This is a genomic window from Phenylobacterium sp. (assembly GCF_046291545.1).
Classification (GTDB): domain Bacteria; phylum Pseudomonadota; class Alphaproteobacteria; order Caulobacterales; family Caulobacteraceae; genus Phenylobacterium.
In genome coordinates this window covers 13598-39777 of the sequence record NZ_JBKBSM010000001.1, presented here as the reverse complement: position 1 = coordinate 39777, position 26180 = coordinate 13598, and the positions used below count along the sequence as shown (strand labels likewise).

Here is a 26180-nt window from a genome sequence, read left to right as displayed (position 1 = left end):
ATAGCGCACGCGGCGGTTTGGTAAACCCCGGCCGGACGCTGACGCGCCGCCTCGTCCAGGCTAAACCCGCCGGATGGACGATCAGATCCGATATCTGCCGCGCCCGGACGGGGCGCGGCTGGCCTGGCGGGCGGTGGCCGGGCGCGGGCCCACGGTCGTGTGGCTGGGCGGCTTCCGCTCCGAGATGGCCGCGACCAAGGCCGACGCCCTGGCCGCCTGGGCGGCGGCCAGGGGACGGGCGTTCCTGCGGTTCGACTACTTCGGCCACGGGCGGTCCGACGGCGATTTCCGGGACGGGACGATCACCCGCTGGCGCGACGACGCCCTGGCCGTGCTCGACGAACTGGCGTCGGGCCCTGTGGTGCTGGCCGGCTCCTCCATGGGCGGTTGGCTCGCCTGCCTGGCGGCGATGGCGCGGCCCGAGCGGGTGAAGGCCATGGTGCTGATCGCCCCGGCCGCCGACTTCACGGAGAAGCTGATGGCGCCGGAGCTAGGGCCGGACGCCCGCGCGGCTCTGGAGGCCGACGGCGTGTGGATGCGGCCTTCGGCCTATGGCGAGCCCTATCCGATCACGCGCGCGCTCATGGAGGACGGGGCGCGCTGGTCGATCCTGCCGGGGCCCGTGCCGATCGAGGCGCCGGTGCGCGTGCTGCAGGGCGGGGCCGATCCGGACGTGCCCTGGACCCACGCCCTGGAGCTCGCCAACGAGCTCAAGAGCCGCGACGTCGTCTTCACCCTGATCAAGGACGGCGACCACCGCCTGTGCGCCCGCAGGACCTGGCCCGTCTGGTCGCGGCGGTGGAAGAGCTGACGGCGGACTAGCCGCCGGCCGCCAGAACCGCCCGCAGCCCCTCGCGATAGGTGGGGTAAGCGGGCCGCCAGCCAAGCTCGGCCTTCGCCCGCGCGTTGGAGACGCGCTTGCTCTCGCCATAGAAGCGCATGGCCGCCGGCGTCAGGCGGGCCGCCTCCAGGGGGATCTCCGGCGGCGGCTCCAGTCCGAGGAGCCCGGCGGCGTAGGCCACGACGTCGCTGTTGGGCGCCGGCTCGTCGTCGCAGAGGTTGTAGATCCCGCCGGCCCGCGGCCGGGCGATCGACGCCTCCACCCCGGCGGCCAGATCGTCCACGTGGATGCGCGAGAACACCTGGCCCGGGGCCGCGATGCGGCGCGCCCGCCCCTCGCGCAGGCGGTCGAAGGCCGAGCGCCCCGGGCCATAGATGCCCGGCAGCCGCAGCACCGCGACGGTCAGGCCCATGCCCCGGCCGACGTCCAGCCAGTCGCGCTCGGCGGCCACGCGGCGCGCGCCTTCCATCGACTGGGCGGCCAGGCGGCTTTCCTCGAACACCCACCCGCCGCCACGGTCGCCGTAGACGCCGGTGGTGCTGAGGTAGCCCAGCCAGTCGGGATAGGCGCCTGCGCGCGCCAGCGCCGGGAGGAGGGCGGCGAGGCCCGGGCAACCCGCGGGCCCCGGCGGGGCGGTCACAAGCACCGCCTGGGCGGCGGCCATCTGGGCGGCCAGGGCGGCGGGCTCGTCCAGCGGAACCGGCTCGACTCCGGCGGCGGCCAGGGCCTCGGCGGCCTCGGCCCGGCGGAAGCTGGCGGCCACGCTCCAGCCGCTGGCGATCACGCGGCGGGCCAGCGCCTGGGCGGAAAAGCCGAAGCCGAAGATGAACAGGCGCAAGGCGCCGGCCTACTCCGCGGCGACGGCCTTGGGCGAGGGCGGCGGGGCGCCGCCGGCCGCCGCGGCGCGCTCGGCGTTCCAGTGCGAGACGCAAGGGATCTTGGAGAGGTCGGCGCGGCTCGCGAAGCGCCGCGCGATCTCGGTCGCCTCCAGCAGCAGGCCCTCGGCCAGGGTGATCGGCTCCAGGCCGTAGCCCAGCAGGCGGCGGTTCTCCACGGCCAGCTCGTTCTCGTCGGCCTCGGCCCGCGGGTTGGGCAGGTAGGCGATCTCGGCGTCGGTGAGCTTGGCGACCAGGGCCGCAAGGTCGCGCACGCGGTGGCACTCGGTCATCTGGTTCATCACCTTCACCCGCTCGCCCCGCTCGGGCGGATGGGTCAGGGCCAGCTCGATGCAGCGCACGGTGTCCTGGATGTTGATGAAGGCCCGCGTCTGGCCGCCGGTGCCGTGGACGGTGAGCGGATAGCCCACCGCCGCCTGGATCAGGAACCGGTTCAGCACGGTGCCGTAGTCGCCGTCGTAGTCGAAGCGGTTGATCAGCCGCTCGTCCATCCGCGTCTCGGCGGTCTGGCAGCCCCAGACTATGCCCTGGTGCAGGTCGGTGATCCGCAGCTTGTCGTTCTTGGCGTAGAACTGGAACAGCAGGGCGTCCTGCGTCTTGGTCATGTGGTAGATCGAGCCGGGGTTGGCCGGATAGAGGATCTCGCGCTCCACCCAGCCGTCCGGCGTCTCCACCTTGACCGTCAGATAGCCCTCGGGGATCGAGGCGCCCGCCGTGCCGTAGCCATAGACGCCCATGGTGCCGAGGTGCGCCAGGTGGATGTCCAGGCCCGACTCGACGATCGCCGCCAGCACGTCGTTCGTGGCGTTCAGGTTGTTGTCGACGGTGTAGCGCTTGTGCTGCGCCGACTTCATCGAATAGGGCGCGGCCCGCTGCTCGGCGAAGTGCACGACCGAATCCGGCCGCCAGGTGCGCAGGATGTCCAGGAGGCCGTCGAAGTCCTTGCCCACGGTCAGGGGAATGAATTCGATGATTCGCCCGCTGACCTCCTGCCACGCCGCCACGCGGGTCTCGATGTCGCTGATCGGGGTCAGCGACTGGACGCCCAGCTCCTCGTCGATTCGCCGGCGCGAGAGGTTGTCGACGATCGCCACCTCGTGCCCCCGCGCCGACAGGTGAAGGGCCGTCGGCCAGCCGCAAAAGCCGTCGCCGCCGAGAACCAGAATCCGCATCGCTCCTCCGATCGGGCTATTCGCGTTCGGGCAACAGGGCTAACGCAGCTAGACCGCTTTCGGAAGGCGCCGCGTCGACGGAATCCGGGTTAAGCCGTAAGAAACCCCCCGTTCGATCCGTAGAAGGGCCTAATTCGGAATGACCGTGATCGTGACCGGCGCGGCCGGATTCATCGGCATGCACGTGGCTGAACGGCTCCTTGCGCGGGGAGAGCGGGTGGTCGGCGTCGACGTGTTCAACGACTACTACGACCCTGCCTTGAAGGATGCGCGGGCCGCACGGCTGGCGGGGCGCGAGGGCTTCTCGATGGTCCGCCTCGACATCGCCGACGCCGAGGCCCTGGCCGCCGTCGTGCGCGATGCGGGCGCGCGGCGGGTGGTCCACCTGGCCGCCCAGGCGGGTGTGCGCTACTCGATCGACAATCCCTTCGCCTACGAACGTTCGAACCTGGCCGGCCACCTGTCGGTGCTGGAGGCCTGCCGGCGCGCCGAGGGGTTCGAGCACCTGGTCTACGCCTCGTCCAGTTCGGTCTACGGCGACCGCCCCGGGGAGGGTGCGGGCTTTCGCGAGGACGACGCGGCGGCCGAGCCGGTCAGCCTCTACGCGGCCACCAAGCGCGCCGGCGAACTGATGAGCTTCGCCTATGCGAAGCTGTACGGCTTTCCCCAGACCGGGCTGCGGTTCTTCACGGTCTACGGCCCCTGGGGGCGGCCGGACATGGCCTACTTCTCGTTCACGCGGAAGATCCTGGCCGGCGAGCCCATCGAGGTGTTCGGCCAGGGCCGCATGGCGCGGGACTTCACCTACATCGACGACATCGTCGACGGCGTGGTCGGCGCGCTCGACCACCCTCCCCCGGCCGGGACCAACCGGCTGCTCAACATCGGCGACAGCCGCCCCGTGGGCCTGATGGACATGATCGGGGTGCTGGAAAAGGCCCTGGGCCGTGAGGCGCAGAAGGTCTTCAAGCCCATGCAGCCGGGCGACGTCACCGAGACCTACGCCGACGTCTCCAGGCTTCACGCCCTGACAGGCTATGCGCCGAGGGTGAAGCTGGAGGACGGCCTGCCGCGGTTCGTCGAGTGGTACCGCGGCTTCTACGGCTGAGCGCTCAGAGCAGCGCCTTGATCGCCGCGCGGGCGGCGTCGGCCAGTTCCGGCCGGGCCAGGGCGAAGGCGACGTTGGCGCGCAACAGCCCGATCTTGTCGCCGCAGTCGTAGGTGACGCCGTCGTATTCCAGGGCGTGGAAGTCCTGGGTCTTCATCAGCTCGACCATGGCGTCGGTGAGCTGGATCTCGCCGCCGGCCCCTTTGCCCTGGCGGGCCAGCAGCTCGAAGATCTGCGGCTGCAGGATGTAGCGGCCCGAGATGAACAGGTTGGAGGGCTCGGTCCCCAGCGGCGGCTTCTCGACCATGCCGGTCATCCGGTTGAGGCGGCCCGACTGGCCGTCCAGCGCGACGATGCCGTACTTGTGGGTCTCGCCTTCGGGCGCCGGCTCCACGGCGATGATGTTGCCGCCGACCTTCTCGTACGCGGCGACGCATTGGGCCAGGGCGGGCGTCTTCGCGGCCATCAGCATGTCCGGCAGGATCACGGCGAAGGGCTCCTCGCCGATGATGTCGCGCGCGCACCAGACGGCGTGGCCCAGGCCCAGCGGCGCCATCTGGCGCACGAAGCTCATCTGCCCCGGCTGGGGCAGGTCGCGGCGCACGTCCTGCAAGATCTCAGTCTTGCCCTTGGCTTCCAGGGCGCCCTCGATCTCGGGGCTGGAGTCAAAATAGTCCTCGATCGCGCCCTGGCCGCGGCCGACGATGAAGACGAAGTGCTCGATGCCGGCGGCGCGGGCCTCCTCGACCACGTAGGACAGGATCGGCCGGTCGACCACGTTCAGCAGGTTCTTCGGCGTGGTCTTCGCCCCCGGCAGCACCCGGGTCCCCAGCCCCGCCACCGGCAACACGGCCTTGCGCACACGCTTCGACATCGACTTCCTCCGGTTCGGCCGCGCTGTCGCGTCCGGTCCCGACCCCGTGGGTCGGGCCTCGGCTGCGGCCTTCGTTCGATTTCCAGCGCCGGACCGGCCCCCACGGCGGCGGACCACGATCTAGACGAGCATCGGATTCAAATCCATGACCTCGCGGTCCGGCGATCCCGACACAACGCCTTCACGATTTTGGGAACGCCTGGGCGCGCCCGTTCGTTCGATGGCGTCAACCTTACGGAAGGATGCCTGCAAATGATGCGCCCGATCGCCGCCGTGGCCCTGGCCGCGAGCCTGTCCGCCGGGCTCGCCGCCTGCGGCCAGCAGACCCCCGAGACGCCAGCGGCCCCCGCGCCGGAAACCCCGATGGCGCCGCCCGCCGACGGCATGGAAGCCGTGCCCCCCGCAGACGGGACCATGCCGGACACGCCGCCGGTCAACCCGGCTGCGCCGACCGATCCCAGCGCGACCTCGCCGGCGACCCAGGACACACCGCCGGTCAATCCGTAGGGCTGCGGCTCACTCCACCGTCACCGACTTGGCCAGGTTCCGCGGCTGGTCGACGTCGGCGCCCTTCTGCACGGCCACGTGGTAGGCCAGAAGCTGGATCGGCGCCGACATCACCAGCGTTGAGATCAAGGGGTCGGACGACGGGGCGGTGACGACCACCTTGGCCCCGGCAGGGGCCCGGCCCGCGCCTTCGGTGTCGGTGATGAACACCACCTGGCCGCCGCGGGCCATGACCTCGCTCATGTTCGAGGCCGACTTCTCGAACCAGGCGTCGTAGGGCGCCAGGATGATGATCGGCGTCTGGTCGTCGACCAGCGCGATGGGGCCGTGCTTCAGCTCGCCGGCGGCATAGCCCTCGGCGTGGATGTAGCTGATTTCCTTGAGCTTCAGCGCGCCTTCCAGGGCCAGGGCCGACATCGGTCCGCGGCCGAGGTAAAGCACGTCGCGGGCCTTGGCGACCTCCGCGGCGATGTCCTTGATGGCGTCTTCCAGGCCGATGGCCTCGGCGATCAGGCGCGGGGCGCCGAGCAGCACCCTGACCAGGCGCTGCTCCTCGATGGCGTCGATCCGCCCCCGGCCCTTGGCCGCGGCGATGGCCAGGGCGATCATCACGCTGACCTGGGCGGTGAAGGCCTTGGTCGAGGCGACCCCGATCTCCGGACCGCAGTGGATCGGCCAGACCACGTCGACCTCGCGGGCGATGGTGGATTCGGTGGCGTTGACGACGGCGGCGCTCTTCATGCCGCGCTCGGTGCAATAGCGCAGCGCCGCCAGGGTGTCGGCGGTCTCGCCCGACTGCGACATGGCGATCACCAGGGCGTTCGGCCGCAGGGCCGGCTGGCGGTAGCGGAATTCCGAGGCGATCTCCACGTCCACCGGCAGATCGGCGAGCTGCTCGATCAGGTAGCGGCCGATCACGCCGGCGATGTAGGAGGTGCCGCACGCGACGATCTGGATCCGCTCGATCGCGGCGAAGTCCAGGCCGCCGGGCATGGCCGCGCGGCTCTCCAGGGTGTCGACATAGGCCGCGATGGTGCGCTGGCACCCCTCCGGCTGGTCATGGATCTCCTTTTCCATGAAGTGCCGGTAGTTGCCCTTCTCCATCAGCACGGCGGAGGCGGGCACCGTCTTGATCGGCCGCTCGGCCGGAGCGCCTGACTGGTCGAAGATCTGCGCGCCGTGGTGGTCGAGGATCGCGTAGTCGCCATCCTCCAGATAGGCCACGCGGTTGGTGAAGGGGCCGAGGGCCAGCCCGTCCGAGCCCACGAACATCTCGCCCTGCCCATAGCCGATGGCGAGCGGCGGGCCGTTGCGGGCGGCCAGGATCACCTCGTCTTCCCCGCCGATCAGGACGCATAGGGCGAAGGCGCCGTGCAGGCGGTCGAGCGTGGCCTTGAACGCGTCCAGCGGGCCGAGGCCGGTGGCCAGTTCGGCCTCCAGCAGGTGGGCGACCACCTCGGTGTCGGTGTCGCTCTGGAAGGCGTGGCCGGCGGCGATCAGCTCGGCCTTCAGTTCGGCGAAGTTCTCGATGATGCCGTTGTGCACCACGGCCACGCGGCCGACGATGTGCGGGTGGGCGTTGCGCTCCGTCGGCGCGCCGTGGGTGGCCCAGCGGGTGTGGCCGATGCCGGTGGTGGCGATCAGCGGGTCTTGCTCGAGCACGGCTTCCAGCTCGCGGAGCTTGCCCGGCGCGCGGCGGCGCTCCAGGCGGCCGTTCACCTGGGCGGCGACCCCCGCGGAGTCGTAGCCGCGATACTCGAGCCGCTTCAGGCTCTCCACCAGTCGTCCGGCGACGGGCTGGACGCCGACGATGCCGATGATGCCGCACATGAATGCCACCTTTTGCCGCTAGCCGCGCCCGGCTAGTCTTGAAGCTGACGCCGCCTTTAGCATTCGCAAACGCGCCGTCGACTAAATCTGGGTTTCCGAACGTTTCGCGAGCCTCCATGAGCACCAAAAAGCGCGCCTATTTCGGCACCGACGGCATCCGCGGCCGGGCCAACCAGCATCCCATGACGGCCGAGGTGGCCCTGCGTGTCGGCATGGCCGCCGGCAAGCTGTTCATGTCGCAGGACGCGCGCCGCCACCTGGTGGTGATCGGCAAGGACACGCGCCTGTCGGGCTACATGATCGAGCCGGCCCTGGTCGCCGGCTTCACCAGCGTGGGCATGGACGTGCGCCTGTTCGGCCCGCTGCCGACGCCGGGGGTGGCGATGATGACGCGCTCGCTGCGCGCAGACCTTGGGGTGATGATCAGCGCCTCGCACAACGGCTTCGCCGACAACGGCATCAAGCTGTTCGGCCCCGACGGCTACAAGCTCTCCGACGAGCGCGAGCTGGAGATCGAGGCGCTGATGGACCAGGGCCTGCAGGAGGGCCTGGCCGCCCCGACCGAGCTTGGCCGGGTGCAGCGGATCGACGATTCCCAGGCCCGCTACGTGGAGATCGCCAAGGCGGCCTTCCCGCGGGGGCTCAGCCTGGCGGGCCTGCGCATCGTGGTCGATTGCGCCAACGGCGCGGCCTACAAGGTGGCGCCCGCCGCCCTCTATGAACTGGGCGCCGAGGTGATTCCCGTCGGCGTGGAGCCCAACGGCCTCAACATCAACGACGAGTGCGGCTCGACCCATCCCGAGGCCATGGCGCGGGTGGTGCGCGAATACCGCGCCGACATCGGCATCGCCCTGGACGGCGACGCCGACCGCGTGGTGATCTGCGACGAACGCGGCCAGGTCGTCGACGGCGACCAGATCATGGCCCTGATCGCCGACCACTGGGCCGCCCGCGACCGGCTGACCGGCGGCGGGGTGGTGGCCACGGTGATGTCGAACCTCGGGCTCGAGCGGTTCCTCCAGGCCCGCGGCCTGAAGCTGGAACGCACCCAGGTCGGCGACCGCTACGTGATGGCCCGCATGCGCGAGGGCGGCTTCAACCTGGGCGGCGAGCAGTCCGGCCACGTGATCCTGTCGGACTTCTCGACCACCGGCGACGGTCTGATGGCGGCCTTCCAGGTGCTGGCGGTGCTGAGGGAGAGCGACCGGCCGATGAGCGCCCTGGCCCGTCAGTTCGAGCCGGCGCCGCAGATTCTCGAGAACGTGCGCTTCGCCGCCGGCAGGCCGCTGGAGAACGACAAGGTGAAGTCGGCGATCGCCGAGGCCGAGGCGCGGCTCAACGGCTCAGGCCGCCTGGTCGTGCGCGCCTCCGGCACCGAGCCCCTGATCCGCATCATGGCCGAGGGCGACGACGAGGGCCTCGTTTCGCAGGTGGTGCGCGAGATCGCCGGGGCGGTGAAGACCGCCGCCGCCTGACGTAGGGGAAATCTCCCTACAAAAAGAAGGGCTGTTCAACTCCTGAAAACCATGTCAGCTTTTTAATGTTCGGATCGCTCGACCGGTCCGATCGTTAGAACGAAAAGACGACAGGGAGTGAAACGGCATGCTGAGGCGTCCCGCCTTGATCGGGGCCCCGGCGCGTCCAGCAGGAAAGGCCGTGCAATCGGTCGCCTGCCTCGCGTTCGTGGCCATGCTCGCCGCGGCCTTCTGGGCCGGAGCGCTGTGGATCGGCGAAACCCTCCTGAGACTGCTCGCGGCCGCCTGACGTGCGCGCGACGTCCGATTGGGCCCTAGGGCCGTCCCACGCTGGTGTAGTCGAAGCCCTGCGCGCGCATGTCGTCGGGCTTGTAGATGTTGCGCAGGTCGACCAGCACGGGCTTGCGCATCAGGAGCTTGATGCGGTTCAGATCCAGCGCGCGGAACTGGTCCCACTCGGTGATGATCACCAGCACGTCGGCGGATTCGGCCGCATCGTAAGGCGACTCCTTGAAGGCTACGCCGGGCAGCAGGTGTTCGGCCTCTGCGGCGCCCTCGGGGTCGAACGCCTGGACCTTAGCGCCCATGGCCTGCAGCGCCGGGATGATGTCCAGCGAGGGCGCATCGCGCATGTCGTCGGTGTTCGGCTTGAAGGTCACGCCCAGGACGCCGACCGTCTTTCCTGAAACCTCGCCGCCCAGGGCCTTGGACACCTTGCGCGCCATGGCCTTCTTGCGCTGGTCGTTGACCCGCACGGTCGTCTCGATCAGCTCCACGGGGGCGTCGTAGTCCATCGCCGTGCGGACCAGGGCCAGGGTGTCCTTGGGGAAGCACGAGCCGCCATATCCCGGCCCCGCGTTCAGGAACTTGCCGCCGATCCGCTTGTCCAGGCCGATGCCTCGGGCCACGTGCTGCACGTCCGCGCCCACCGCCTCGCACAGGTCGGCCATCTCGTTGATGAAGGTGATCTTCATGGCCAGGAATGCGTTGGCCGCGTACTTGGTCAGCTCCGAGGTGCGCCGGCTGGTGAACAGGATCGGCGTCTCGTTGAGGAAGAGCGGGCGGTAGAGCTCGCTCATCACCGCCTGGGCCCGCTCGTCCTCGGCGCCGACGACCACCCGGTCGGGGCGCTTGAAGTCCTCGATCGCCGCGCCCTCGCGCAGGAACTCGGGGTTGGACACGACCGCGAAGTCGCCGTCAGGCCGGACCCGCCGCACGATCTTCTCGATCTCGTCGCCGGTGCCCACCGGCACGGTGGACTTGGTGACGATGACGGTGAAGCCCTCGATCAGTCCGGCGATCTCCTCGGCGGCGGCGTACACGTAGGACAGGTCCGCATGGCCGTCGCCCCGCCGCGAGGGGGTGCCCACGGCGATGAACACCGCGTCCGCCTTGCGCACGGCCTCGGCCGCCGAGGTGTCGAAGGCCAGGCGCCCGGCCTTGACGTTCTGGGCGACCAGCACGTCCAGCCCCGGCTCGTAGATCGGGATGCCGCCCTGGCGCAGCCGCTCGATCTTGGCCGCGTCCTTGTCGATGCAGGTCACCGTATGGCCGAAGTCGGCGAAACAGGCGCCGCTGACCAGGCCCACATAGCCCGTGCCGATCATCGCAACTTGCATGGATCAGGTCTCTAGATTGATGACTGACGAGGACCGCCGGCTCTGGGCCGTCAGATTTCCTGGTTGTAGCGGCCAACCTGGGGGCGCTTGGCGAGGCGCGGCTTGACCTCTTCGCGGAAGAGCGCGCGCATGTCGTCCTCGGACCTGGCGCTTTCCACCACCACGACGAGCTCGGGCTTGTTGGACGAGGCCCGCACCAGGACCCAGGAGCCGTCCTCGAGGGCCACGCGCACGCCGTTCACCGTGATCAGGTCGGTGATCGCCCGGCCCAGGATTTTGCCGCCGGCGTCGCGCAGGGCGGTGTACTCGGCCACCACCTCGTCGACGACGGCGTACTTCTCCTCGTCGGCGCAATGCGGCGACATCGTCAGGGAGGTGTAGGCGACCGGCAGGGCCTTCTTCAGGTCCGACAGCTTCCGGCCCGGGTTGCGGTCCAGCATCGCCAGGATCGCCGCGGCGGCCACCAGGCCGTCGTCGTAGCCGCGGCCGATCGGGTCGTTGAAGAAGAAGTGGCCGCTCTTCTCGAAGCCGGCCAGGGCCTTCAGCTCGGCGGTCTTGCGCTTGATGTAGCTGTGGCCGGTCTTCCAGTAGACGGTGGTGGCGCCGTTGGCCTTGAGCACCTCGTCGGTGGCGTAGAGCCCGGTGGACTTCACGTCGACCACGAAGGTCGCGTTCTTGTGCAGGGCCGACAGGTCGCGGGCCAGCATCAGGCCAATCTTGTCGGCGAAGATCTCCTCGCCCTCGTCGTCCACCACGCCGCAGCGGTCGCCGTCGCCGTCGAAGCCGAGCGCCAAGTCCGCGCCGAGCTCGCGCACGGTCTTGGCCATGGCGTGCAGCATCACCTGGTCTTCCGGGTTGGGGTTGTACTTGGGGAAGGTCCAGTCGAGCTCGCAGTCCATCTCCACCACCTCGGCCACGCCCATCCGGCGCAGGGCCTCGGGGGCGAAGGCGCCGGCGGTGCCGTTGCCGCAGGCGGCGATCACCTTCAGCGGCCGGGTCAGGTTCAGGCCCTCGGACACCTCGGCGATGTAGCGCTCGGCGAAGTCGGCGACCTGGACCATCCTGCCGCCGTCGCGCTGGGCGAACTCGCCCTTCAGCACGATGTCCTTCAGCCGGCCCATCTCCTCGGGACCGAAGGTCAAGGGACGCTGGGCGCCCATCTTCACCCCGGTCCAGCCGTTCTCGTTGTGGCTGGCGGTGACCATGGCCACGCAAGGGGCGTCCAGGGCGAACTGGGCGAAATAGGCCATCGGCGAGACCGCCAGGCCGATGTCCAGCACCTCGCAGCCGGCGGAGACCAGGCCCAGGGTCAGCGCCTGCTTGATCGAGAGGGAATAGGAGCGAAAGTCGTGGCCGACCACGATCTTCTTGTGTCCCAGCTCCTGGATGTAGGTCCCCAGGCCCAGCCCCAGCGCCTGCACGCCCAGGAGGTTGATCTCCTGGCCGAACATCCAGCGCGCGTCGTACTCCCGAAAGCCGGTCGGCTTGACCAGCGGGGTGGTCTCGAAGGCGAAGGTGTTGGGAGCCAGGTCGGCGCGGGGGACGGCGAGCATCGGCGCTCCTATGGTTTGCTTCGTGGGTGTCTTAGTCGGAACCGGGTCTTAAAGCCACGCCGCGACAGATCGTTGCGAGGGCGTCGCGGGCGGACTCACATCACGCCCGCGCGCAGCAGGTCGTGGATGTGCAGGATGCCCACCGGCCGGCCGTCCTCGACGACGAACAGCACGGTCACCGAGGGAGGCGGGTCGCTCATCAGCGCCAGGGCCTCGGACGCAAGCATCGAAGGCGGCACCGCCTTCCTGGGTCCGGGCGTCATCACCTCACCGGCGGTGTGGCTCATCAGGCCGGCCATGTGGCGGCGCAGGTCGCCGTCGGTCACGGCGCCCACCAGCCGGCCTTCATCGTCGATGACGCCGACGATGCCGAAGCGCTTCTCCGTCATCACCAGCAGGGCCTCGGGCATGGGCGTGTCGACGCCCACCAGCGGCAGTTCGGCCTGCGGGTGCATGAGGTCGCCGGCCGTGCGCAGCATGGCGCCCAGCTTGCCGCCCGGGTGGAACACGCGGAAATCCGACGGCTGGAAGCCGCGCCGCTCCAGCAGCGCCACCGCCAGGGCGTCGCCCATCGCGATCTGCAGCGTGGTGGAGGTCGTCGGGGCGTTGAGGGCGTCGGCGGCTTCGGGCGCGTCGGGGATGGCCAGCACCACGTCGGCCGCGCGCCCCAGCGTGCTCTCCGGAAACGCGGTGATCGCCAGCAGCGGGATCGCGTAGCGTTTGGCGTAGCCGATCACGTCGGCCAATTCGCGGGTCTCCCCGGTCTTGGACAGGGCCAGGACCACGTCGTCGGCCGAGATCATGCCGAGGTCGCCGTGGCTGGCCTCGGTGGCGTGGACGAACATGGCCGAGGTGCCGGTGGAGGCCATGGTCGCGGCGATCTTGCGCGCCACGTGGCCCGATTTGCCGATGCCGGTGCAGATGATCCGGCCCTTGGCCTGGAACAGGACCTCCACGCCCCGGACGAAGGCCTCGCCGAGGCCGTCGGCCAGCTGGGTCAGCGCCAGGGCCTCGGCGGCCAGGACCCGCCGTCCGACGGCGATGGTGTCGAATTCGCTCATTGTCCGGGCGCGACCGCTTGGGTCTGCAGGTCGGAGACGGCCTCGCGCGCCTCGCGCAGCCGCTTCTGGGACGCCTCGGTCTCGCGCTTCATGGCCGCTTGCATCTCCGCGGTTCGCTGGACGGGTTCGTGACCGAACGGGCCGGGCGAGCGGTCGCCCAGTCCCTGGGGCCAGACGAGGGCCAGCGCCACCGCGAGGATCGCCGCGAGCGCCAGGGCGGGCAGGAACAGCCGGTCGAGCATCGGCTGCATATAGCCGCTCGGGCCGCGTCGGGCCAAGGCTTGCCGGACGCGGGCGGGCTTGACGGCGAAGGCGCGGGCCCCTAGCCCCCTTCGCCGGACCTCAAGGAGACCGACCTTGCCCACCCTGATCCTGCTTCGTCATGGCCAGAGCCGCTGGAATCTCGAAGACCGCTTCACCGGATGGGTCGACGTCGACCTGACGCCTCAGGGCGAGGCCGAAGCCGTGAAGGGCGGCGAGTTGATCAAGGCCGCGGGCGTGCAGATCGACCGCGCCTACACTTCGGTGCTCACCCGCGCGATCCGCACCCTGTGGCTGGCCCTGGCCAGCGCCGGCCAGACCTTCGTGCCGGTGGTCAAGGACTGGCGGCTGAACGAGCGCCACTACGGCGGGCTGACGGGCCTCAACAAGACCGACACCGCCGCCAGGCACGGCGCCGACCAGGTCAAGATCTGGCGCCGCTCCTACGACGTGCCGCCGCCGCCGCTGGCGCCGGGCGGGGAGTTCGATTTCTCCAAGGACCGCCGCTACGCGGGCGCGACGCTGCCGGACACCGAGAGCCTGAAGACCACCCTGGACCGGGTGCGTCCCTATTGGGAATCGGAGATCGCGCCGCACTTGAAGGCGGGCGAGACCCTGCTGGTGGCCGCCCACGGCAATTCCCTCCGCGCTATCGTCAAGCTGCTGTTCGGCGTGGGCGACGATGCGATCGTCGGCGTGGAGATCCCGACCGGCAATCCGCTGCTCATCGAACTCGACGCCGACCTGAAGCCGCTGTCGGCGCGCTATCTCGACGAGACCCGCGCCCAGCCGCTGCCTGCGGCGGCGTGAGCGCGCCGGACTCTGAGCTGATGCGCCGGGCGATCGGCCTGGCGCGCGCGCAGCTTGGCCGCACCGGCGACAATCCCGCCGTCGGCTGCGTGCTGGAATCCGGCGGCGTGGTCGTCGGCGAGGCCGCCACCGCCGATGGCGGGCGCCCGCACGCCGAGGAACAGGCGCTGGAGATCGCCGGCGCCCGAGCCCGGGGGGCGACCTGCTATGTCACCCTGGAGCCGTGCGGCGCTCGCTCGTCCGGCCAGGCCTCCTGCGCCGAGCGCCTGGCGGTCGCCGGCGTGACGCGGGTGGTGATCGCCTGCGAGGATCCGTCGACCTTCGCCTCGGGCCAGGGGACCGAGCGGCTGGGTGCCGCCGGGGTTGCGGTCGAGAGCGGATTTCTCGCCCAAGAGGCTGAATTTCTTTACGATAGCTACCGCCCCGCCACGCAGGGTTGCGAACACCCTTAAGTCACGGAAGCACCCCGTTAATCCCCGCGCGCTAGCCTTGCGGAGAACCTTCTTCGGCAACCCGCGCGAAAATGCCTGTAAACCCTGTTCCGGTCCCCAACGCGCAGCGCCTCACCCAGGCGGAGCTCGACGTGATCTGCGCACGTCACGACCGGCTGTGGACCTCCAAGCCGGGCGGGGCGCGGGCGGTGCTGGCGTGGAAGGACTGCTCGGGCCTTGACCTGACGGGCCGCAACCTCTGCGACGCCGACTGCACCGGGGCGATCTTCGCCGGATGCAACATGCGCGGCGTGCGCTTCGACCACGCCAACCTGTTCGGCGCCGACATGCAGAACGCCGACCTGCGCGACGCGTCCATGCGGCGGGCGGATCTGAGGGGCGTGTGCCTGCGCGGCGCGAACCTGACCGGCGCGGACATGTTCGAGGCCGACCTGCGCGAGGGCGCGATCGCCGCCGCCGACAAGCAGATGGGCCTGCGCATCCTGGAGCACCTGAACCGGGCCGGGGAGGTCGACGGCGCGATCCTGGCCGGGGTGAACCTGGAGCGCTCGCGCCTGTCGGGCATCATGGCGGTGAAGGCGGACTTCACCGACGCGACGCTGAAGGACGCCAAGCTGATCCGGGCCAACTTCAAGCAGGCCAACATGACCGGCGCCAACCTGGCCGGGGCGGACCTGTCCGGCGCGGACCTGTCCGGCGCCGACCTGCAGGACGCGGTGCTCGTGGGCGCCAAGACGCTGTCGTGGAACGTCACCGCTGCCAACATGGAAGGGGTGCTCACCGACAAGCCGGCCGGGACCGCCGTCGCCGACATGCCCTACCAGACGATGATCCGCGAGCACGCGCGCTGGTGCGAGACCGGCGGGGCGGAGGGCAAGCCCAGCTCCTTCGACGGGGCCGACCTGCGCGCCCTGGAATCGGTGCGCGGCTTCGACCTGACGGCGCTGTCGGCCAAGGGCGCGGTGTTCTACGGCCTGGACATGGAGGGGGTGCAGCTCCAGGGCGCGCACCTGGAGAACGCCGACCTTCGCTCGTGCAACCTGCGGCGCGCCGACCTGCGCGGCGCGCGCCTGGTCGGCGCCAAGCTCGCCGGGGCGGACCTGCGCGAAGCCCAGATGGGGCCGCTGCTGCTGGGGGCCGACCGGGTGATGCCCTGCAACCTCACCGGGGCGAACCTGAAGGGCGCCGACTTCTCCGGGGCCGACCTGCGCCAGGCGCAGATGATCGACGCCGACCTGTCGCGCGCCAACTTCAGGGGCGCCCAACTCCGTCAGATCGACCTCACCCGCGCCAAGCGCGCCGGGGCTCGGGGGCTCGACGGGCTGATATAACAGCGTTCTTAACCGTTCGGTGGCCCCTTGCGGCGTATTACCGCAGGGTCAGTCTCGGAGGAGCCCGCCACGTGTCCGTCGCCGCGCCAGCCGTCGTCCTGTCCGGTCGCCGCCGCCTTTCGGCCGGGGAGATCGAGATGTTCGTCTCCGCGCACGAGCGCTTCCTGGCCGGCAAGCCGGGCGGGCGCCGCGCGAGCCTGCGGTTCATCGACCTGACGGGGGTGGATTTGTCGGGCCGCGACCTCTCCGACGCCGATCTGTCCTCATCGATCTTCGACGGGGCCAACTTGAGCGGCGCCAAGCTGGAGCGCGCCAACCTGTTCGGCAGCGACCTGCGCAAGGCCGACCTGCGCCGGGCCAACCTGATGCGCGCCGATCTGCGCGGCTGCTGCCTGCGTGGCGCCAACCTCGCCGAAGCGAACCTGACCGAAGCCGACTTCCGCGTCGGGCAGATCGCGGTGCCGCATCCCAGCAAGGGCCTGAGCGCCCTGGTGCATCACGCCCGCCCGGGCCAGCTCGACCACGCCAACTTCACCGGCGCCAGCCTCGACGGCTCGCAGTTTCATGACGCCTCGATGTTCGCCGTGGATCTCACCGACTGCTCCCTGCGCGGGGCCAAGCTGTCGCGCGCCAACCTCAAGGAAGCCTGCCTCGAAGGGGCGATCCTCGACGGCGCCGACATCGGCGGCGCAAATCTCGAGAACGCCAACCTGACGGACGCCGTCCTGACGGGGGTGGACCTGTCGACCGCCCGCACCAGCGGCGCGAACCTGACCGGCGCCCTGGCCGAGCCCACGGCCGCCGCCCTCGCCCGGGTCGAGGACCTCTACGCCCAGGCCCAGGCCAATCAGGAGTGGTGCCGCGGCAAGCCCGGCCAGCCGGCGCGGCTGGACGGCGAGGACCTGCGCCCGCTCGACCAGCGGCTGCGGGGCTTTCGCCTGTCGGCCATGAGCGCGCGGGGGGCGCGGCTTGTGGGCATGGACCTGTCCGGCGCCCACCTGCAGGGCGCCAACTTGGAGGGGGCGGACCTGCGCGGCGCCATCCTCACCGGCGCCGACCTGCGCGGCGCCCGCCTGGCGGGGGCCAACCTGACCAAGGCCGACCTGCGCGGCGCAATCCTGGGGCCGCTGCCGATCAGCGCCGACCGCGCCGCCCCCGGCACCCTGCAGCAGGCCCGCCTGCGCTACGCCCTGGCGGCGGGCGCGGACCTCTCCGGCGCGGTGCTGGACGGGGCCGATCTGCGCGGCTGCGACTTCACCGGCGCCAAGCTGAAGGGCGCCAGCCTGCGCGACACCGACCCGAGCTTGGCCATCGGCCTCGACGAGGACTGAGCGGACGTGAAAAAGGGCGGCGCGTCGCCGCGCCGCCCCTTAGTGAGCAGGCTGCCTGGAGGGAATCAGGCGGCCGCTTCGCCTTCGATGAGCGGCTTGCTTTCGCCGGTGGCGATCTCGATTCGGCGCGGCTTCAGCGATTCCGGAAGCTCGCGCTTCAGCGAGATCGAGAGCAGGCCGTCGGCGAGCCGGGCGTCGGTGACCACCACGTAGTCAGCCAGCTGGAACCGGCGCTCGAAATTGCGCTCGGCCAGGCCGCGGTGCAGGTAGCGGCGCTGATCGTCGTTGGCGGCCTTGCGGCCCTGCACGGTCAGGAGGTTCTCCTTGACCTCGATGTTCAGCTCTTCAGGCCGGAACCCGGCGACCGCGATCTCGACGCGGTACTCGTTCTCGGCGGTGCGCTCGATGTTGTAGGGCGGATAGCCGGTGGCCGCATCGGCGGCCGCGGACTCGAGGAGTCCGGCCAGGCGGTCAAACCCGACGACCGAGCGATAGAGGGGGGAGAAGTCGATCGTACGCATGTCAGTCACATCCTTCTTCACATAAGCAAGGTTGTTCCGATCGAGCCGTCCGCGAGCCGTTCCGGCCTCGCGTGGCGCTCGGAAGGCCCGGATGTCCAGCGCCTTCGATGGTTCAGATGGGGCCCATGGGCGGGGTTTCAAGAGGGGGCGCCGCCCACCACCTGAGCGCCTTGTCAGGCCGTCCCGAAACGGCGAGGCTGCCGCCCCGGCCAGGCCGGCCTCGCCCCCCGATCATGCTTTCAGGAGCGCCAAGAGATGTCCCGACACCTGTTCGCCGCCGTCGCCGCCGTCGCCGCCGTGGCCGCGGGCGCCGCCCTGGCGCTGTCCTCGCCCGCGTTGGCCAACGAGGACGCCGCGCTGAAGTCGGCCATCGCCAGCCCCGGGCGCACGGCCGAGAACGTGGCCCGCGACGCCCATCGCCACCCCTATGAGACCCTGACGTTCTGGGGCCTCAAGCCCGGGCTGACGGTGGTGGAGATCTCGCCGGGCGGCGGCTACTGGACCGAGATCCTGGCGCCCTACGCCAAGGCGACGGACGGCCGCTACGTCGCCGGCGTCGCCGATCTGGACAACCCCTCGCTCTCCGAGGGCGCCCGCAAGGGTCGGGCGGCCTTCGAGGCACGCTTCGCCGACCCCGCCAGGTACGGGACGATCGCCTACGCCAACTTCGGCGCGAGCTCCAAGCCGCTGGGCGCGCCCGGCTCGGCCGACATGGTGATCACCGCCCGCAACATTCACAATTGGATGTGGCAGGAGGGCATGCTCGACAAGGCCATGGCCGACTTCCACGCGGTGCTGAAGCCGGGCGGCGTGCTGGCCGTTGAGGAGCACCGCGCCGACCCCCGCCCGCAGGTCGCCGAAGCCCGCGACGGCTACGTCTCAACCGCCGCCGTGGTGGCCGCCGCCGAAAAGGCCGGCTTCAAGCTGCAGGACCAGTCGGAGATCAACGCCAACCCCAAGGACACCAAGGACCATCCCTTCGGTGTCTGGACCCTGCCGCCGACCCGCCAGAGCGCCGAGCGCGGCAAGGATCCCGCTCCCGATTTCGACCGCGCCCGATACGACGCCATCGGCGAGAGCGACCGTATGACGCTGCGATTCGTGAAGGCCGGCTGAGCCGTCGGTTTTGACCGCCGCGGCCGGTCGGGCTAGTCGGGGACCGCCTGGGGGACATCGAGAGACCATGAGCAGACTTCAGCCCATCTCGCCCGGCGCCTTTGCGCTCTCCCGCCGCGGCGTGGTCGCCGGCGTCCTCGGCCTGGCGGCCTGCGGGCCGCGGTCCGAGGAGCCCGGCGCGAAGAAGAAGCCGGGCGGGCGGCCGAACACCCTGGAAGGCGCGGTCGCCGGCGAATGGCGCGCCCCCGCCGACGCAGCCCGCGACCCCTGGCGCCATCCGGTGGAGAGCCTGAAGTTCTGGGGCGTCAGCCCGGGCGACACGGTGGTCGAATTCTGGCCCGGCGCGGGCTGGTACACCGACATCCTGGCCCCGTTCCTGGCCACCACCGGCGGCAAGCTCTATGCGGCCAACCTTCAGACCGACAATCCGGCCGACCCCGCCGCCGCCGAGGTGGTCGAGGCCTACCGCCAGAAGCTGCAGTCGCGGCCGCGGCTCTACGGCCGGGTGGAGATCACCGCCTTCGGGCCCACCAGCGGACCGGTGGCGCCGGCCGGGTCGGCCGACGTGGTGCTGTTCCTGCGCAACCTGCACAACTGGATGGCTGCGGGCATCGCCGAAAAGGCCTTCGCCGACGCCTATGCGGCGCTGAAGCCGGGGGGATACCTGGGCGTCGAAGAGCACAGGGCCGAGCCCGGCGGCGTGCAGGACGCCCTGGCCGAGAGCGGCTATGTGCAGCAGGCCTATGTGATCCGCCTGGCCCAGGAGGCGGGCTTCGTCCTCGAGGAAGCCAGCGAGATCAACGCCAATCCGAAGGACACCCGCGACCACCCCTTCGGGGTCTGGACCCTGCCGCCAGTGCGACGCTCCTCGCCGCGGGGCGAGCCGGACGATCCGGCGTTCGACCACGCCAAGTACGACGCCATCGGCGAGAGCGACCGCATGACCCTGCGCTTCGTCAAGCCGGCGGCCGCGGCGGCGCCGGCCGCGAAATAGCCCGGCGGGGCCGGCCGCTCAGAGCTGCGTCCTGTAGCTCTCGATGATCTGCTCGTCGCTGACCGGCGGCTTGCCGAGGCCGAGCTGGTCCATGACCATCTCCGCCCCCGAGGGGAGGCGCTCGCGCGGGACCTGCGCCTGCGGGTCCCAGAGCCGCCCGCGCATGATCGCCTTGGGACAGTGCAGGAAGGCCTCCTCGACGGCGATGGTCAGCACCAGCCGGGGCGTCTTGCCGAATTCGACGAACTGGCCGAGCAGGTTCGCATCGTCGGTGGCCGCGGCGCGGCCGTTCACCCGATAGACGTCGTCGAAGCCAGGAATCAGGAACATCAGGCCGATGCGGCCGGGGCCGGCCAGCAGGTTGCGGATGGTGTCCAGCCGATTGTTGCCGGGCCGGTCGGGCAGGAACAGGGCGCGTCCGTCCTCGCTCACATGGACGAAGCCGGGCTCCCCGCCGCGGGGCGACACGTCGATCGAACCGTCCGGGCCGGCCGAACTGACCACGCAGAAGGGCGACAGGGCGACGAAGCCGCGCCCGTGCCGGTCGACGTGGTCGAGCACCTTGTCCAGCACCAGCTTGCCGGGCGCCTTGTAGAGGCGGTCGAGGTCGGCCAGTTCGAGGGTCTTCATCACCGGGCTCCAGGGCGTATATTGCGACTTGTTCGCAACTATGCCCCGCCCGCACGCGTCTGTCACCCGCCCGGCGGCGGCCGTTTACTTCGCCGTCGCGAAACGCCAATCTGCACGCGCAGGCTTTCGGGGGGCGGCATGGCGACGTTGGAAGAGCTCACGGACCGGATTCGCAGCGCCGTGGCGCAGGGCTCGGACCTGGGCAAGACCATCAAGCTGGACCTCAAGGGTGAAGGCTTCATCCATGTGGACGGCGCCCAGGTGGTCAACGAGGACCGCCCCGCCGACCTCACCGTCTCGATCAGCCGCAAGGATCTGATCGCCATGGGCAAGCGCGAGCTCGACCCGATGAAGGCGATCATGACCGGCCGTCTGCGCATGTCCGACATGGGCCTGGCGCTGTCGCTGCAGCCGAAGATCCAGGCGCTTTTCTCCAAGCTGGCCTGAGGAGGCCGCCATGGCCGAAGCCGCTCCGCTGATCGCCGTCGCGTCTGCGCCCGTCCCGCCTGGCGGCTCGGCCGAGTGGTTCACCGGTGCGGGCGGCGCGCGGCTTCGTGCGGCGCTGTTCGCGCCGGAAGGCCGGGCCCGCGGTTCGGTGGTGCTGAGCCCCGGGCGGACCGAGGTCATCGAGAAATACTTCGAGGTCGTCGGCGAGCTGACCCAGCGCGGCTTCGTCGTCCTGGTCCACGACTGGCGCGGCCAGGGGCTCTCGCATCGCGCTCTGCCGGACCGGCTGAAGGGCCACGCCCGCGGCTACGACCTGTTCCTGCGCGACTACGCGGCCCTCCTGGAGGCGTTCGAGCCGCGCCTGCCCAAGCCCTGGGCCGCCGTCGGCCATTCGATGGGCGGGTGCCTGACCCTGCTGGCCCTGGCCAAGGGGCAGGCCGAGCGCTTCGCCGGCGCGATCCTGTCGGCGCCGATGTTCGGCGTGCGGACCGGCGAGACGCCCCTGGCGGTGGCCAAGGCCATGGCCCTTTCCCACTGCCTGACCGGCCGGGCCGGCCGTTATGTGCGCGACGATCCGGGCAAGCCCTTCGACCGCACCTTCGAGGGCAATGTCCTGACCCATGATGCGGCGCGCTTTTCGCGCCAGTACGACCAGATTGAAGCCTACCAGGACCTCGCGCTCGGCGCGCCGACCTGGGGCTGGCTCGACTTCGCGTTCAGGGCCACGGCCGCGCTCGCCGCGCCGGGGGCGCTGAAGGACGTGCAGATCCCCGTGGTCGTCTGCTCGGCCGGCGAGGACGCCCTGGTCGACAACGTAGCCCAGCAGGCTGTGACCGAGGCCCTGCCGCAGGGGCGCTTCGTCGCCGTCCGCGGCGCGGCCCACGAGATCCTGATGGAGACCGACGAGTTGCGCGCCCAGTTCTGGGCCGAGTTCGACGCCCTGGCGGCGCGCCTCGCCCCCTAGCGGCTCAGCCGGGGGGCAGGGCGCCTTCGCTCAGGATCTCCACCGCCTCGTCCAGCAGCGCCTGGTCGCCGGCCATGGCGATCTGGCCGCCGCCCAGGCCGACCTCGCGTCCTCCCCAGTCGCTCACGGCGCCGCCCGCGCCGGTGATCAGGGGCACGGCGACCTCGATGTCCCAGCACTTGCACACGCGGCTCTCGGCCACGAGGTCCATGGTTCCGGCCGCCACCATCGCATAGGCGTAGGCGTCGCAGCCCAGCCGCGCCAGGCGCGTGCGCTGGACAAGCTCGCGCCAGGCGGCGCGCTCGCCCGGCTCGAAATAGCTCGACGGGTCGGTGGAATGGATGATGGCCTGCGACAGCGGCGTGCCCGTACGCGTCTTCAGCGCGCGCTCGCCCGCGCGGCTGACCAGGCGCGATCCGCCGGCGTGGCCGATGAACACCTCGCCGATGTAGGGCTGGCCGATCGAGCCCAGCACCGGCCGGCCTTCGTGCCGCAGGCTGATGAGGGTGGTCCAGACCGGCAGGCCGGCGATGAAGGCGCGCGTGCCGTCGACCGGGTCCAGCACCCAGACGAACTCGGCGTCGTCGCGGTCGCGGCCGTACTCCTCGCCCACCACGCCGTGGTCGGGGAAGCGCTCGGCGATCAGCTTTCGGATGGCGGCCTCAGCGCCGCGGTCGGCGGCGGTGACCGGGTCGAACCCCCTGGCGCCGCCCTTGTCCTCCAGGCCGTGGTCGGCGCGGAAGAGGGGTAGAATCACCTCGGCCGAGGCCCGGTTGAGGTCCAGGACGAAGGAATCGAGGTCGGCGAGGCGGCGGGCGTCGAGCATGGTCCTGCTCTAGCCCGCCGTGGGCCGTTGCGAAATCCCTCAGTCGCCTGAGGGGGTTCAGCCCTGCTCGCTGTCGCCGTTCAGCGACTTGGCCAGGTCCAGCAGCCGGCGGCGGGGACGCTCGCCGAGCTGATAGTAGGCGCGGATCAGGTCCAGCGTCTCCTTGCGGGCGAACATCTCGCCGCCCGCCTCGCCGGCTTCGCTGGCGGCGTGCTCGCGCTTGGCCGCGTCGGTCAGGCCGTCGTAGAAGTAGCCCACCGGCACCTCCAGCGCCTCGGACAGCTGCCACAGGCGCGCCGCCGAGATGCGGTTGGCGCCGCACTCGTACTTCTGAATCTGTTGGAACCGCACGCCGCACGCGCCGGCCAGCTGCTGCTGGGTCAGGCCCAGCAGACGGCGGCGGCGGCGCAGGCGCTTGCCGAGATGAACGTCGATGTCGTTGCCCATGGGCCGCAGAGCCCCCTCACAAGGTTAAGTCGCCACGCCGTCCCAAGGCGGGACGGGTCGACCTCGACCGGGCAAATCGCGTTCCAAGCGAGCGGGGCTCGCCCGCGACAGCATTGCGCCACGCCGGCGCCGCCCCTAGTAGGGGCCATGGCGGACACACGGCCCTCCCTGGCCCAGAACCTGGCTTGGCGCGTCGAGGCGTTCGCCTACGACCTCTTCACCCTGTTCGTCCGCGCCCTGCCCATCGACACCGCCTCAGACGTCGGCGCCTGGCTCCTGCGGCGCCTGGGGCCGCTGACCAGTTCGCACCGGGTGGCCCGGATCAACCTGCGCATCGCCTTTCCGCAGGCGTCCGACGAGGAGATCGAGGAACTGCTGCGCCAGCAGTGGTCGCAGCTCGGCCGCTGGGTGATGGAGTTCCCGATCCTGGACAAGATCATCGCCGATCCGGCCCGGGTGGAGGTGGTGGGCGCCGAGCGCCTGGCCCGGATCGCCGCCTCCGGCGAGCCGGTCGTGTTCATCTCGGGGCACTTCTCCAGCTTCGAGATCATGCCCGCCGCCATCCTGCGGGCCGGCGTTCCCTGCCAGATCACCTACCGCGCCACCAACAACCCCTACGTCGACGCCCGCATCAAGGCGACGCGCCGGCGTTACGGCGTGACCCTGTTCGCCCCTAAGGGCGGGGATGGAGCGCGCGAGCTCCTCGAGGGCATGAGGCGGGGCGAGTCGGTCGCCCTGATGAACGATCAGAAGTTCAACGGCGGGGTCGCCGCGCCGCTGTTCGGCCTGACCGCGTACACCGCGCCTGGCCCCACCCGCCTGGCCCTGCGTTTCGACACAGTGCTGCAGCCGATGTCGGTCCAGCGCAAGGACAAGGCCCGGTTCCGCGTAGTGGTCCACGAACCGATACGCCTTGCCCGTACCGACGACCGCTCCGCCGACATCGAGGCCGGGGTGCGCCAGGTGAACGCCTTCATCGAGGCGCGCGTGCGCGAGCGGCCCGCCGAGTGGTGGTGGGTACACAAGCGCTGGCCCAATGAAGTCTACAGGAAGGCGAGCTAGCCGATCAGGTTCGCCTTGCGCGCGAATCGCCCCGCACATGCCCGTTAAGGCTTTATTCTCGTTCGCGCTGCAGGTTCACGCGCGAGTGGGGGCTCGATGCGTACTGTCGATCGCGTATTTGACGACGGCTTCGATGAGGTGGCGGCGGGGTCCCACAGGCTGCAACCTGGGCGATTGCTCACGGCCCTGGTTGTGGTTCCCCTGGTCCTCATGCTGCTCGGCCCGCGAACGGGCGGCGCGTGGGCCGTGGCGCTGGCCGCCTGCGAGGCGATCAACTGGATCGTCACCCGGCCCTTCGCCCGCGGCGCGCCGGTCAGCCAGGGCCGCCGTCTGGCCTATCTCGTATCGGGCGTGGCGCTGCACCTGTGCTGGGTGGCGCTGTCGCTGCTGTTCTGGGCCGATCCCTCGCCTGGCGCGCCGTTCACCGCCTTCATCATCTGGGCCTGCGTCTTTCTGGGCGGGGTCAGCCAGGCCTTCCGCTCGCGCCTGGGGCTGATCGCCCTGACCGGACCGATCACCGTGGCCATGGTCGCCGCGCCGGTGATCGCGCCGCGCTTCGAAGGCCCGCAGCAGGCGATCACCGTGGTCGGGATGCTGGCCTTCACCGCCTATGGCTGGGTCCTGGCGAGGCGCAACCTGGCCTCGGCCCGTTCGCTTGCCGCCGCCGGCCGCGAACTCGCCGAGCAGAAGCAGGCCGCCGAGGCCGCCAGCCTGGCCAAGTCGGCCTTCCTGGCGATGATGAGCCACGAGCTTCGCACCCCGATGAACGGGGTCCTGGGCATGGCCCACGCGCTGGAGGCCACCGTCCTCAGCGCCAGCCAGCAGGATCATGTGCGCACCCTGATCCGCTCCGGCGACGGGCTGATGGCGCTTCTGGACGACGTCCTGGACCTGGCGCGGATCGAGGCGGGCAAGCTGGAGATCGTCGAGACCCCGTTCGACCTGCATGAGGTCGTCTTCACCGCCGGCAGGCTCTGGCGGCCGGCCGCGGCGGAGAAGGGTCTGGACCTGGCCTGCCGGGTCGAGGAGGGCGCCCCGGCCTGGGTGGCGGGCGATCCCGTGCGCGTGCGTCAGATCCTGTTCAACCTTCTGTCCAACGCCATCAAGTTCACCGCGGCGGGGCAGGTGCGCCTGACCCTGTCGCCGGCGCCGGGCGGTGTTGTCCTGGCCGTCGCCGACACCGGACCTGGCCTGGACGAGGCGGCGCGCGCCACGCTCTTCCAGCGCTTCAGCGGCGCCGAGGCCGGCGGTGCGCGCCGCGGCGGCGGGGTCGGCCTGGGCCTGGCCATCTCCCAGGACCTGGCGCGGCTGATGGGCGGCGAAATCGAGGTCGAGACGCAGTCCGGCCGCGGATCGGAGTTCCGGGTGCGTCTGCCGCTGGCGGCGGTCGAGCCGCCTCTCCCGGCCGAGCCCGAGGCGCCGCCCCAGGTCGCTCCGCTCCGCGTCCTGGTGGTGGACGACAACTCGACCAACCGGGCGGTCGCCTCCGCGATCCTGGAGGCGCTCGGCGCCACGCCCCACGCGGAGGCGGACGGGCCCGCGGCCCTGGCGCTGCTGCGCGAGCGCGCCTTCGACCTGGTGCTGATGGACATCCAGATGCCGGGAATGGACGGGGTCGAGGTCGCCGCGCGCATCCGCGGCGGCGAGGCGGGCGATCCGCAGGTTCCGATCATGGCCCTCACCGCCGACGCCATGGCCGGCGCGCGCGAACGCCTGCTCGGGCTGGGCTTCGACGACTACCTGACCAAGCCGATCAGCCCGGCGGTGCTGGCCGAGGCGCTCTCGCGCGTGGAGCCCCGCGCCTGAGGGCGGCTCAGCCCTGCGCCTCGCGCCAGCGAGCCAGGGCCTCGTCGGGGCCGGCGTAGGCTTCCTGCAGGGTCGCGCTCCAGTAGCGCAGGGCCTCCAGGGGGATCAGCCGGCCGGAAACGGCGCAGCGCACGTGGCGGCCGGGCTTGAGCACGGCGAAGTCGCCGTCGCCGTAGTGCAGCACGGCGAGGTCGCCGGCTGGGCCGGCCATGTCGCGGTCATGGGCGTTCATGGCCGCTATGTAGC

26 protein-coding genes and 1 pseudogene are annotated in these 26180 nt (G+C 70.8%); 14 read left to right on the top strand and 13 right to left on the bottom strand.

Translation table 11 applies throughout. From position 1 onward, the window contains the following. The first annotated feature begins 73 nt into the window (after positions 1 to 73). Positions 74 to 822: pseudogene (locus tag ACK4YQ_RS00220) on the top strand (alpha/beta fold hydrolase). Here the strand turns inward: ACK4YQ_RS00220 and ACK4YQ_RS00215 are convergent. Both ACK4YQ_RS00215 and ACK4YQ_RS00210 read right to left on the bottom strand, forming a co-directional pair. Then, entirely contained in the window at positions 819 to 1679 is an 861-nt protein-coding gene (locus tag ACK4YQ_RS00215) for an SDR family oxidoreductase (protein ID WP_409607063.1), read from the bottom strand. The pseudogene ACK4YQ_RS00220 and the gene ACK4YQ_RS00215 overlap by 4 nt on opposite strands. A gap of 9 nt (positions 1680 to 1688) precedes the next feature. Next, on the bottom strand, positions 1689 to 2909 hold the full coding sequence (locus tag ACK4YQ_RS00210) for an NAD-dependent epimerase/dehydratase family protein (RefSeq protein WP_409607061.1): 1221 nt from the start codon (positions 2907 to 2909) through the stop codon (positions 1689 to 1691). Between the two features lie 139 nt (positions 2910 to 3048). On the opposite strand from ACK4YQ_RS00210, the gene ACK4YQ_RS00205 reads away from it, so the two are divergent. After that, positions 3049 to 4017 carry an NAD-dependent epimerase/dehydratase family protein gene (locus ACK4YQ_RS00205; protein ID WP_409607059.1) on the top strand — a complete coding sequence of 323 codons (969 nt, stop codon included), beginning with the start codon at positions 3049 to 3051 and terminating at the stop codon, positions 4015 to 4017. A 4-nt stretch (positions 4018 to 4021) separates the two neighbouring features. Here the strand turns inward: ACK4YQ_RS00205 and ACK4YQ_RS00200 are convergent, their stop codons facing one another. Next, entirely contained in the window at positions 4022 to 4891 is an 870-nt protein-coding gene (locus ACK4YQ_RS00200) for a UTP--glucose-1-phosphate uridylyltransferase (RefSeq protein ID WP_409607057.1), read from the bottom strand. Between the two features lie 252 nt (positions 4892 to 5143). Between ACK4YQ_RS00200 and ACK4YQ_RS00195 the strand changes: the two genes are divergently transcribed. After that, complete coding sequence (locus ACK4YQ_RS00195; RefSeq protein WP_409607055.1) at positions 5144 to 5398, top strand: hypothetical protein; 255 nt, start codon at positions 5144 to 5146, stop codon at positions 5396 to 5398. A 9-nt stretch (positions 5399 to 5407) separates the two neighbouring features. Here the strand turns inward: ACK4YQ_RS00195 and glmS are convergent, their stop codons facing one another. Beyond that, on the bottom strand, positions 5408 to 7228 hold the full coding sequence (glmS, locus tag ACK4YQ_RS00190) for a glutamine--fructose-6-phosphate transaminase (isomerizing) (protein ID WP_409607053.1): 1821 nt from the start codon (positions 7226 to 7228) through the stop codon (positions 5408 to 5410). Between the two features lie 116 nt (positions 7229 to 7344). Between glmS and glmM the strand changes: the two genes are divergently transcribed. Then, a complete protein-coding gene (glmM, locus tag ACK4YQ_RS00185; protein ID WP_409607051.1) occupies positions 7345 to 8703 on the top strand; it encodes a phosphoglucosamine mutase in 1359 nt (452 codons plus the stop codon). Between the two features lie 314 nt (positions 8704 to 9017). Here the strand turns inward: glmM and ACK4YQ_RS00180 are convergent, their stop codons facing one another. From ACK4YQ_RS00180 to ACK4YQ_RS00165, 4 genes are all read right to left on the bottom strand, one after another. Next, positions 9018 to 10322, bottom strand: a complete 1305-nt coding sequence (locus tag ACK4YQ_RS00180) for a UDP-glucose dehydrogenase family protein (protein ID WP_409607049.1) — start codon at positions 10320 to 10322, stop codon at positions 9018 to 9020. A 50-nt stretch (positions 10323 to 10372) separates the two neighbouring features. Beyond that, entirely contained in the window at positions 10373 to 11875 is a 1503-nt protein-coding gene (locus tag ACK4YQ_RS00175) for a phosphomannomutase/phosphoglucomutase (RefSeq protein WP_409607047.1), read from the bottom strand. A 95-nt stretch (positions 11876 to 11970) separates the two neighbouring features. Then, positions 11971 to 12936 carry an SIS domain-containing protein gene (locus ACK4YQ_RS00170; RefSeq protein WP_409607045.1) on the bottom strand — a complete coding sequence of 322 codons (966 nt, stop codon included), beginning with the start codon at positions 12934 to 12936 and terminating at the stop codon, positions 11971 to 11973. Then, positions 12933 to 13187, bottom strand: a complete 255-nt coding sequence (locus ACK4YQ_RS00165; protein ID WP_409607043.1) for a hypothetical protein — start codon at positions 13185 to 13187, stop codon at positions 12933 to 12935. The genes ACK4YQ_RS00170 and ACK4YQ_RS00165 overlap by 4 nt, the downstream gene beginning before the upstream one ends. A gap of 106 nt (positions 13188 to 13293) precedes the next feature. Between ACK4YQ_RS00165 and gpmA the strand changes: the two genes are divergently transcribed. From gpmA to ACK4YQ_RS00145, 4 genes are all read left to right on the top strand, one after another. Beyond that, a complete protein-coding gene (gene gpmA, locus ACK4YQ_RS00160; protein WP_409607041.1) occupies positions 13294 to 14007 on the top strand; it encodes a 2,3-diphosphoglycerate-dependent phosphoglycerate mutase in 714 nt (237 codons plus the stop codon). Between the two features lie 20 nt (positions 14008 to 14027). After that, positions 14028 to 14459 carry a bifunctional diaminohydroxyphosphoribosylaminopyrimidine deaminase/5-amino-6-(5-phosphoribosylamino)uracil reductase RibD gene (locus ACK4YQ_RS00155; protein ID WP_409607039.1) on the top strand — a complete coding sequence of 144 codons (432 nt, stop codon included), beginning with the start codon at positions 14028 to 14030 and terminating at the stop codon, positions 14457 to 14459. Between the two features lie 71 nt (positions 14460 to 14530). Further along, positions 14531 to 15790 (top strand): pentapeptide repeat-containing protein, encoded by a 1260-nt coding sequence (locus ACK4YQ_RS00150; protein ID WP_409607037.1) that lies wholly within the window; start codon positions 14531 to 14533, stop codon positions 15788 to 15790. 71 nt (positions 15791 to 15861) lie between these two features. Then, complete coding sequence (locus ACK4YQ_RS00145) at positions 15862 to 17121, top strand: pentapeptide repeat-containing protein (protein ID WP_409607035.1); 1260 nt, start codon at positions 15862 to 15864, stop codon at positions 17119 to 17121. A 65-nt stretch (positions 17122 to 17186) separates the two neighbouring features. Here the strand turns inward: ACK4YQ_RS00145 and ACK4YQ_RS00140 are convergent, their stop codons facing one another. Beyond that, positions 17187 to 17642, bottom strand: coding sequence for an Hsp20 family protein (locus ACK4YQ_RS00140; protein WP_409607033.1), 456 nt, complete (start codon positions 17640 to 17642; stop codon positions 17187 to 17189). Between the two features lie 255 nt (positions 17643 to 17897). Between ACK4YQ_RS00140 and ACK4YQ_RS00135 the strand changes: the two genes are divergently transcribed. Both ACK4YQ_RS00135 and ACK4YQ_RS00130 read left to right on the top strand, forming a co-directional pair. Then, entirely contained in the window at positions 17898 to 18758 is an 861-nt protein-coding gene (locus ACK4YQ_RS00135) for a class I SAM-dependent methyltransferase (protein WP_409607031.1), read from the top strand. Between the two features lie 67 nt (positions 18759 to 18825). Beyond that, positions 18826 to 19752 carry a class I SAM-dependent methyltransferase gene (locus ACK4YQ_RS00130; RefSeq protein WP_409607029.1) on the top strand — a complete coding sequence of 309 codons (927 nt, stop codon included), beginning with the start codon at positions 18826 to 18828 and terminating at the stop codon, positions 19750 to 19752. 18 nt (positions 19753 to 19770) lie between these two features. On the opposite strand, the gene ACK4YQ_RS00125 is transcribed toward ACK4YQ_RS00130, so the two are convergent. Beyond that, a complete protein-coding gene (locus ACK4YQ_RS00125; RefSeq protein WP_409607027.1) occupies positions 19771 to 20382 on the bottom strand; it encodes an MSMEG_1061 family FMN-dependent PPOX-type flavoprotein in 612 nt (203 codons plus the stop codon). A 138-nt stretch (positions 20383 to 20520) separates the two neighbouring features. Between ACK4YQ_RS00125 and ACK4YQ_RS00120 the strand changes: the two genes are divergently transcribed. Both ACK4YQ_RS00120 and ACK4YQ_RS00115 read left to right on the top strand, forming a co-directional pair. After that, positions 20521 to 20829: an SCP2 sterol-binding domain-containing protein gene (locus ACK4YQ_RS00120; RefSeq protein ID WP_409607025.1), complete on the top strand. Its 309-nt coding sequence runs from the start codon at positions 20521 to 20523 to the stop codon at positions 20827 to 20829. Positions 20830 to 20839: 10 nt separating this feature from the next. Further along, positions 20840 to 21793, top strand: coding sequence for an alpha/beta fold hydrolase (locus ACK4YQ_RS00115; RefSeq protein WP_409607023.1), 954 nt, complete (start codon positions 20840 to 20842; stop codon positions 21791 to 21793). 4 nt (positions 21794 to 21797) lie between these two features. Here ACK4YQ_RS00115 and hisN read toward each other — a convergent pair whose 3' ends face one another. Then, on the bottom strand, positions 21798 to 22619 hold the full coding sequence (hisN, locus tag ACK4YQ_RS00110; RefSeq protein ID WP_409607021.1) for a histidinol-phosphatase: 822 nt from the start codon (positions 22617 to 22619) through the stop codon (positions 21798 to 21800). 57 nt (positions 22620 to 22676) lie between these two features. Beyond that, a complete protein-coding gene (locus tag ACK4YQ_RS00105; RefSeq protein WP_409609487.1) occupies positions 22677 to 23075 on the bottom strand; it encodes a helix-turn-helix domain-containing protein in 399 nt (132 codons plus the stop codon). Between the two features lie 138 nt (positions 23076 to 23213). On the opposite strand from ACK4YQ_RS00105, the gene ACK4YQ_RS00100 reads away from it, so the two are divergent. Together ACK4YQ_RS00100 and ACK4YQ_RS00095 are read left to right on the top strand one after the other, a co-directional pair. Beyond that, the gene (locus ACK4YQ_RS00100) at positions 23214 to 24128 is read left to right on the top strand and encodes a lysophospholipid acyltransferase family protein (RefSeq protein WP_409607019.1); all 915 of its coding nucleotides are present in this window, start codon (positions 23214 to 23216) and stop codon (positions 24126 to 24128) included. A gap of 96 nt (positions 24129 to 24224) precedes the next feature. Continuing rightward, positions 24225 to 25934, top strand: a complete 1710-nt coding sequence (locus tag ACK4YQ_RS00095) for an ATP-binding protein (protein ID WP_409607017.1) — start codon at positions 24225 to 24227, stop codon at positions 25932 to 25934. Positions 25935 to 25941: 7 nt separating this feature from the next. Here the strand turns inward: ACK4YQ_RS00095 and ACK4YQ_RS00090 are convergent, their stop codons facing one another. Then, a complete protein-coding gene (locus ACK4YQ_RS00090) occupies positions 25942 to 26166 on the bottom strand; it encodes a DUF2093 domain-containing protein (protein ID WP_409607015.1) in 225 nt (74 codons plus the stop codon). Between the last annotated feature and the right edge of the window lie 14 nt (positions 26167 to 26180).

Excerpts from the sequence above, each read along its gene's own strand:
- ACK4YQ_RS00210 (WP_409607061.1), bottom strand. The coding sequence starts at position 2,909 with ATGCGGATTCTGGTTCTCGGCGGCGACGGCTTTTGCGGCTGGCCGACG.
- ACK4YQ_RS00205 (WP_409607059.1), top strand. The coding sequence starts at position 3,049 with ATGACCGTGATCGTGACCGGCGCGGCCGGATTCATCGGCATGCACGTG.
- ACK4YQ_RS00200 (WP_409607057.1), bottom strand. The coding sequence starts at position 4,891 with ATGTCGAAGCGTGTGCGCAAGGCCGTGTTGCCGGTGGCGGGGCTGGGG.
- ACK4YQ_RS00195 (WP_409607055.1), top strand. The coding sequence starts at position 5,144 with ATGATGCGCCCGATCGCCGCCGTGGCCCTGGCCGCGAGCCTGTCCGCC.
- glmS (WP_409607053.1), bottom strand. The coding sequence starts at position 7,228 with ATGTGCGGCATCATCGGCATCGTCGGCGTCCAGCCCGTCGCCGGACGA.
- glmM (WP_409607051.1), top strand. The coding sequence starts at position 7,345 with ATGAGCACCAAAAAGCGCGCCTATTTCGGCACCGACGGCATCCGCGGC.
- ACK4YQ_RS00180 (WP_409607049.1), bottom strand. The coding sequence starts at position 10,322 with ATGCAAGTTGCGATGATCGGCACGGGCTATGTGGGCCTGGTCAGCGGC.
- ACK4YQ_RS00175 (WP_409607047.1), bottom strand. The coding sequence starts at position 11,875 with ATGCTCGCCGTCCCCCGCGCCGACCTGGCTCCCAACACCTTCGCCTTC.
- ACK4YQ_RS00170 (WP_409607045.1), bottom strand. The coding sequence starts at position 12,936 with ATGAGCGAATTCGACACCATCGCCGTCGGACGGCGGGTCCTGGCCGCC.
- ACK4YQ_RS00165 (WP_409607043.1), bottom strand. The coding sequence starts at position 13,187 with ATGCAGCCGATGCTCGACCGGCTGTTCCTGCCCGCCCTGGCGCTCGCG.
- ACK4YQ_RS00155 (WP_409607039.1), top strand. The coding sequence starts at position 14,028 with ATGCGCCGGGCGATCGGCCTGGCGCGCGCGCAGCTTGGCCGCACCGGC.
- ACK4YQ_RS00150 (WP_409607037.1), top strand. The coding sequence starts at position 14,531 with ATGCCTGTAAACCCTGTTCCGGTCCCCAACGCGCAGCGCCTCACCCAG.
- ACK4YQ_RS00140 (WP_409607033.1), bottom strand. The coding sequence starts at position 17,642 with ATGCGTACGATCGACTTCTCCCCCCTCTATCGCTCGGTCGTCGGGTTT.
- ACK4YQ_RS00135 (WP_409607031.1), top strand. The coding sequence starts at position 17,898 with ATGTCCCGACACCTGTTCGCCGCCGTCGCCGCCGTCGCCGCCGTGGCC.
- ACK4YQ_RS00130 (WP_409607029.1), top strand. The coding sequence starts at position 18,826 with ATGAGCAGACTTCAGCCCATCTCGCCCGGCGCCTTTGCGCTCTCCCGC.
- ACK4YQ_RS00125 (WP_409607027.1), bottom strand. The coding sequence starts at position 20,382 with ATGAAGACCCTCGAACTGGCCGACCTCGACCGCCTCTACAAGGCGCCC.
- ACK4YQ_RS00120 (WP_409607025.1), top strand. The coding sequence starts at position 20,521 with ATGGCGACGTTGGAAGAGCTCACGGACCGGATTCGCAGCGCCGTGGCG.
- ACK4YQ_RS00115 (WP_409607023.1), top strand. The coding sequence starts at position 20,840 with ATGGCCGAAGCCGCTCCGCTGATCGCCGTCGCGTCTGCGCCCGTCCCG.
- hisN (WP_409607021.1), bottom strand. The coding sequence starts at position 22,619 with ATGCTCGACGCCCGCCGCCTCGCCGACCTCGATTCCTTCGTCCTGGAC.
- ACK4YQ_RS00100 (WP_409607019.1), top strand. The coding sequence starts at position 23,214 with ATGGCGGACACACGGCCCTCCCTGGCCCAGAACCTGGCTTGGCGCGTC.
- ACK4YQ_RS00095 (WP_409607017.1), top strand. The coding sequence starts at position 24,225 with ATGCGTACTGTCGATCGCGTATTTGACGACGGCTTCGATGAGGTGGCG.
- ACK4YQ_RS00090 (WP_409607015.1), bottom strand. The coding sequence starts at position 26,166 with ATGAACGCCCATGACCGCGACATGGCCGGCCCAGCCGGCGACCTCGCC.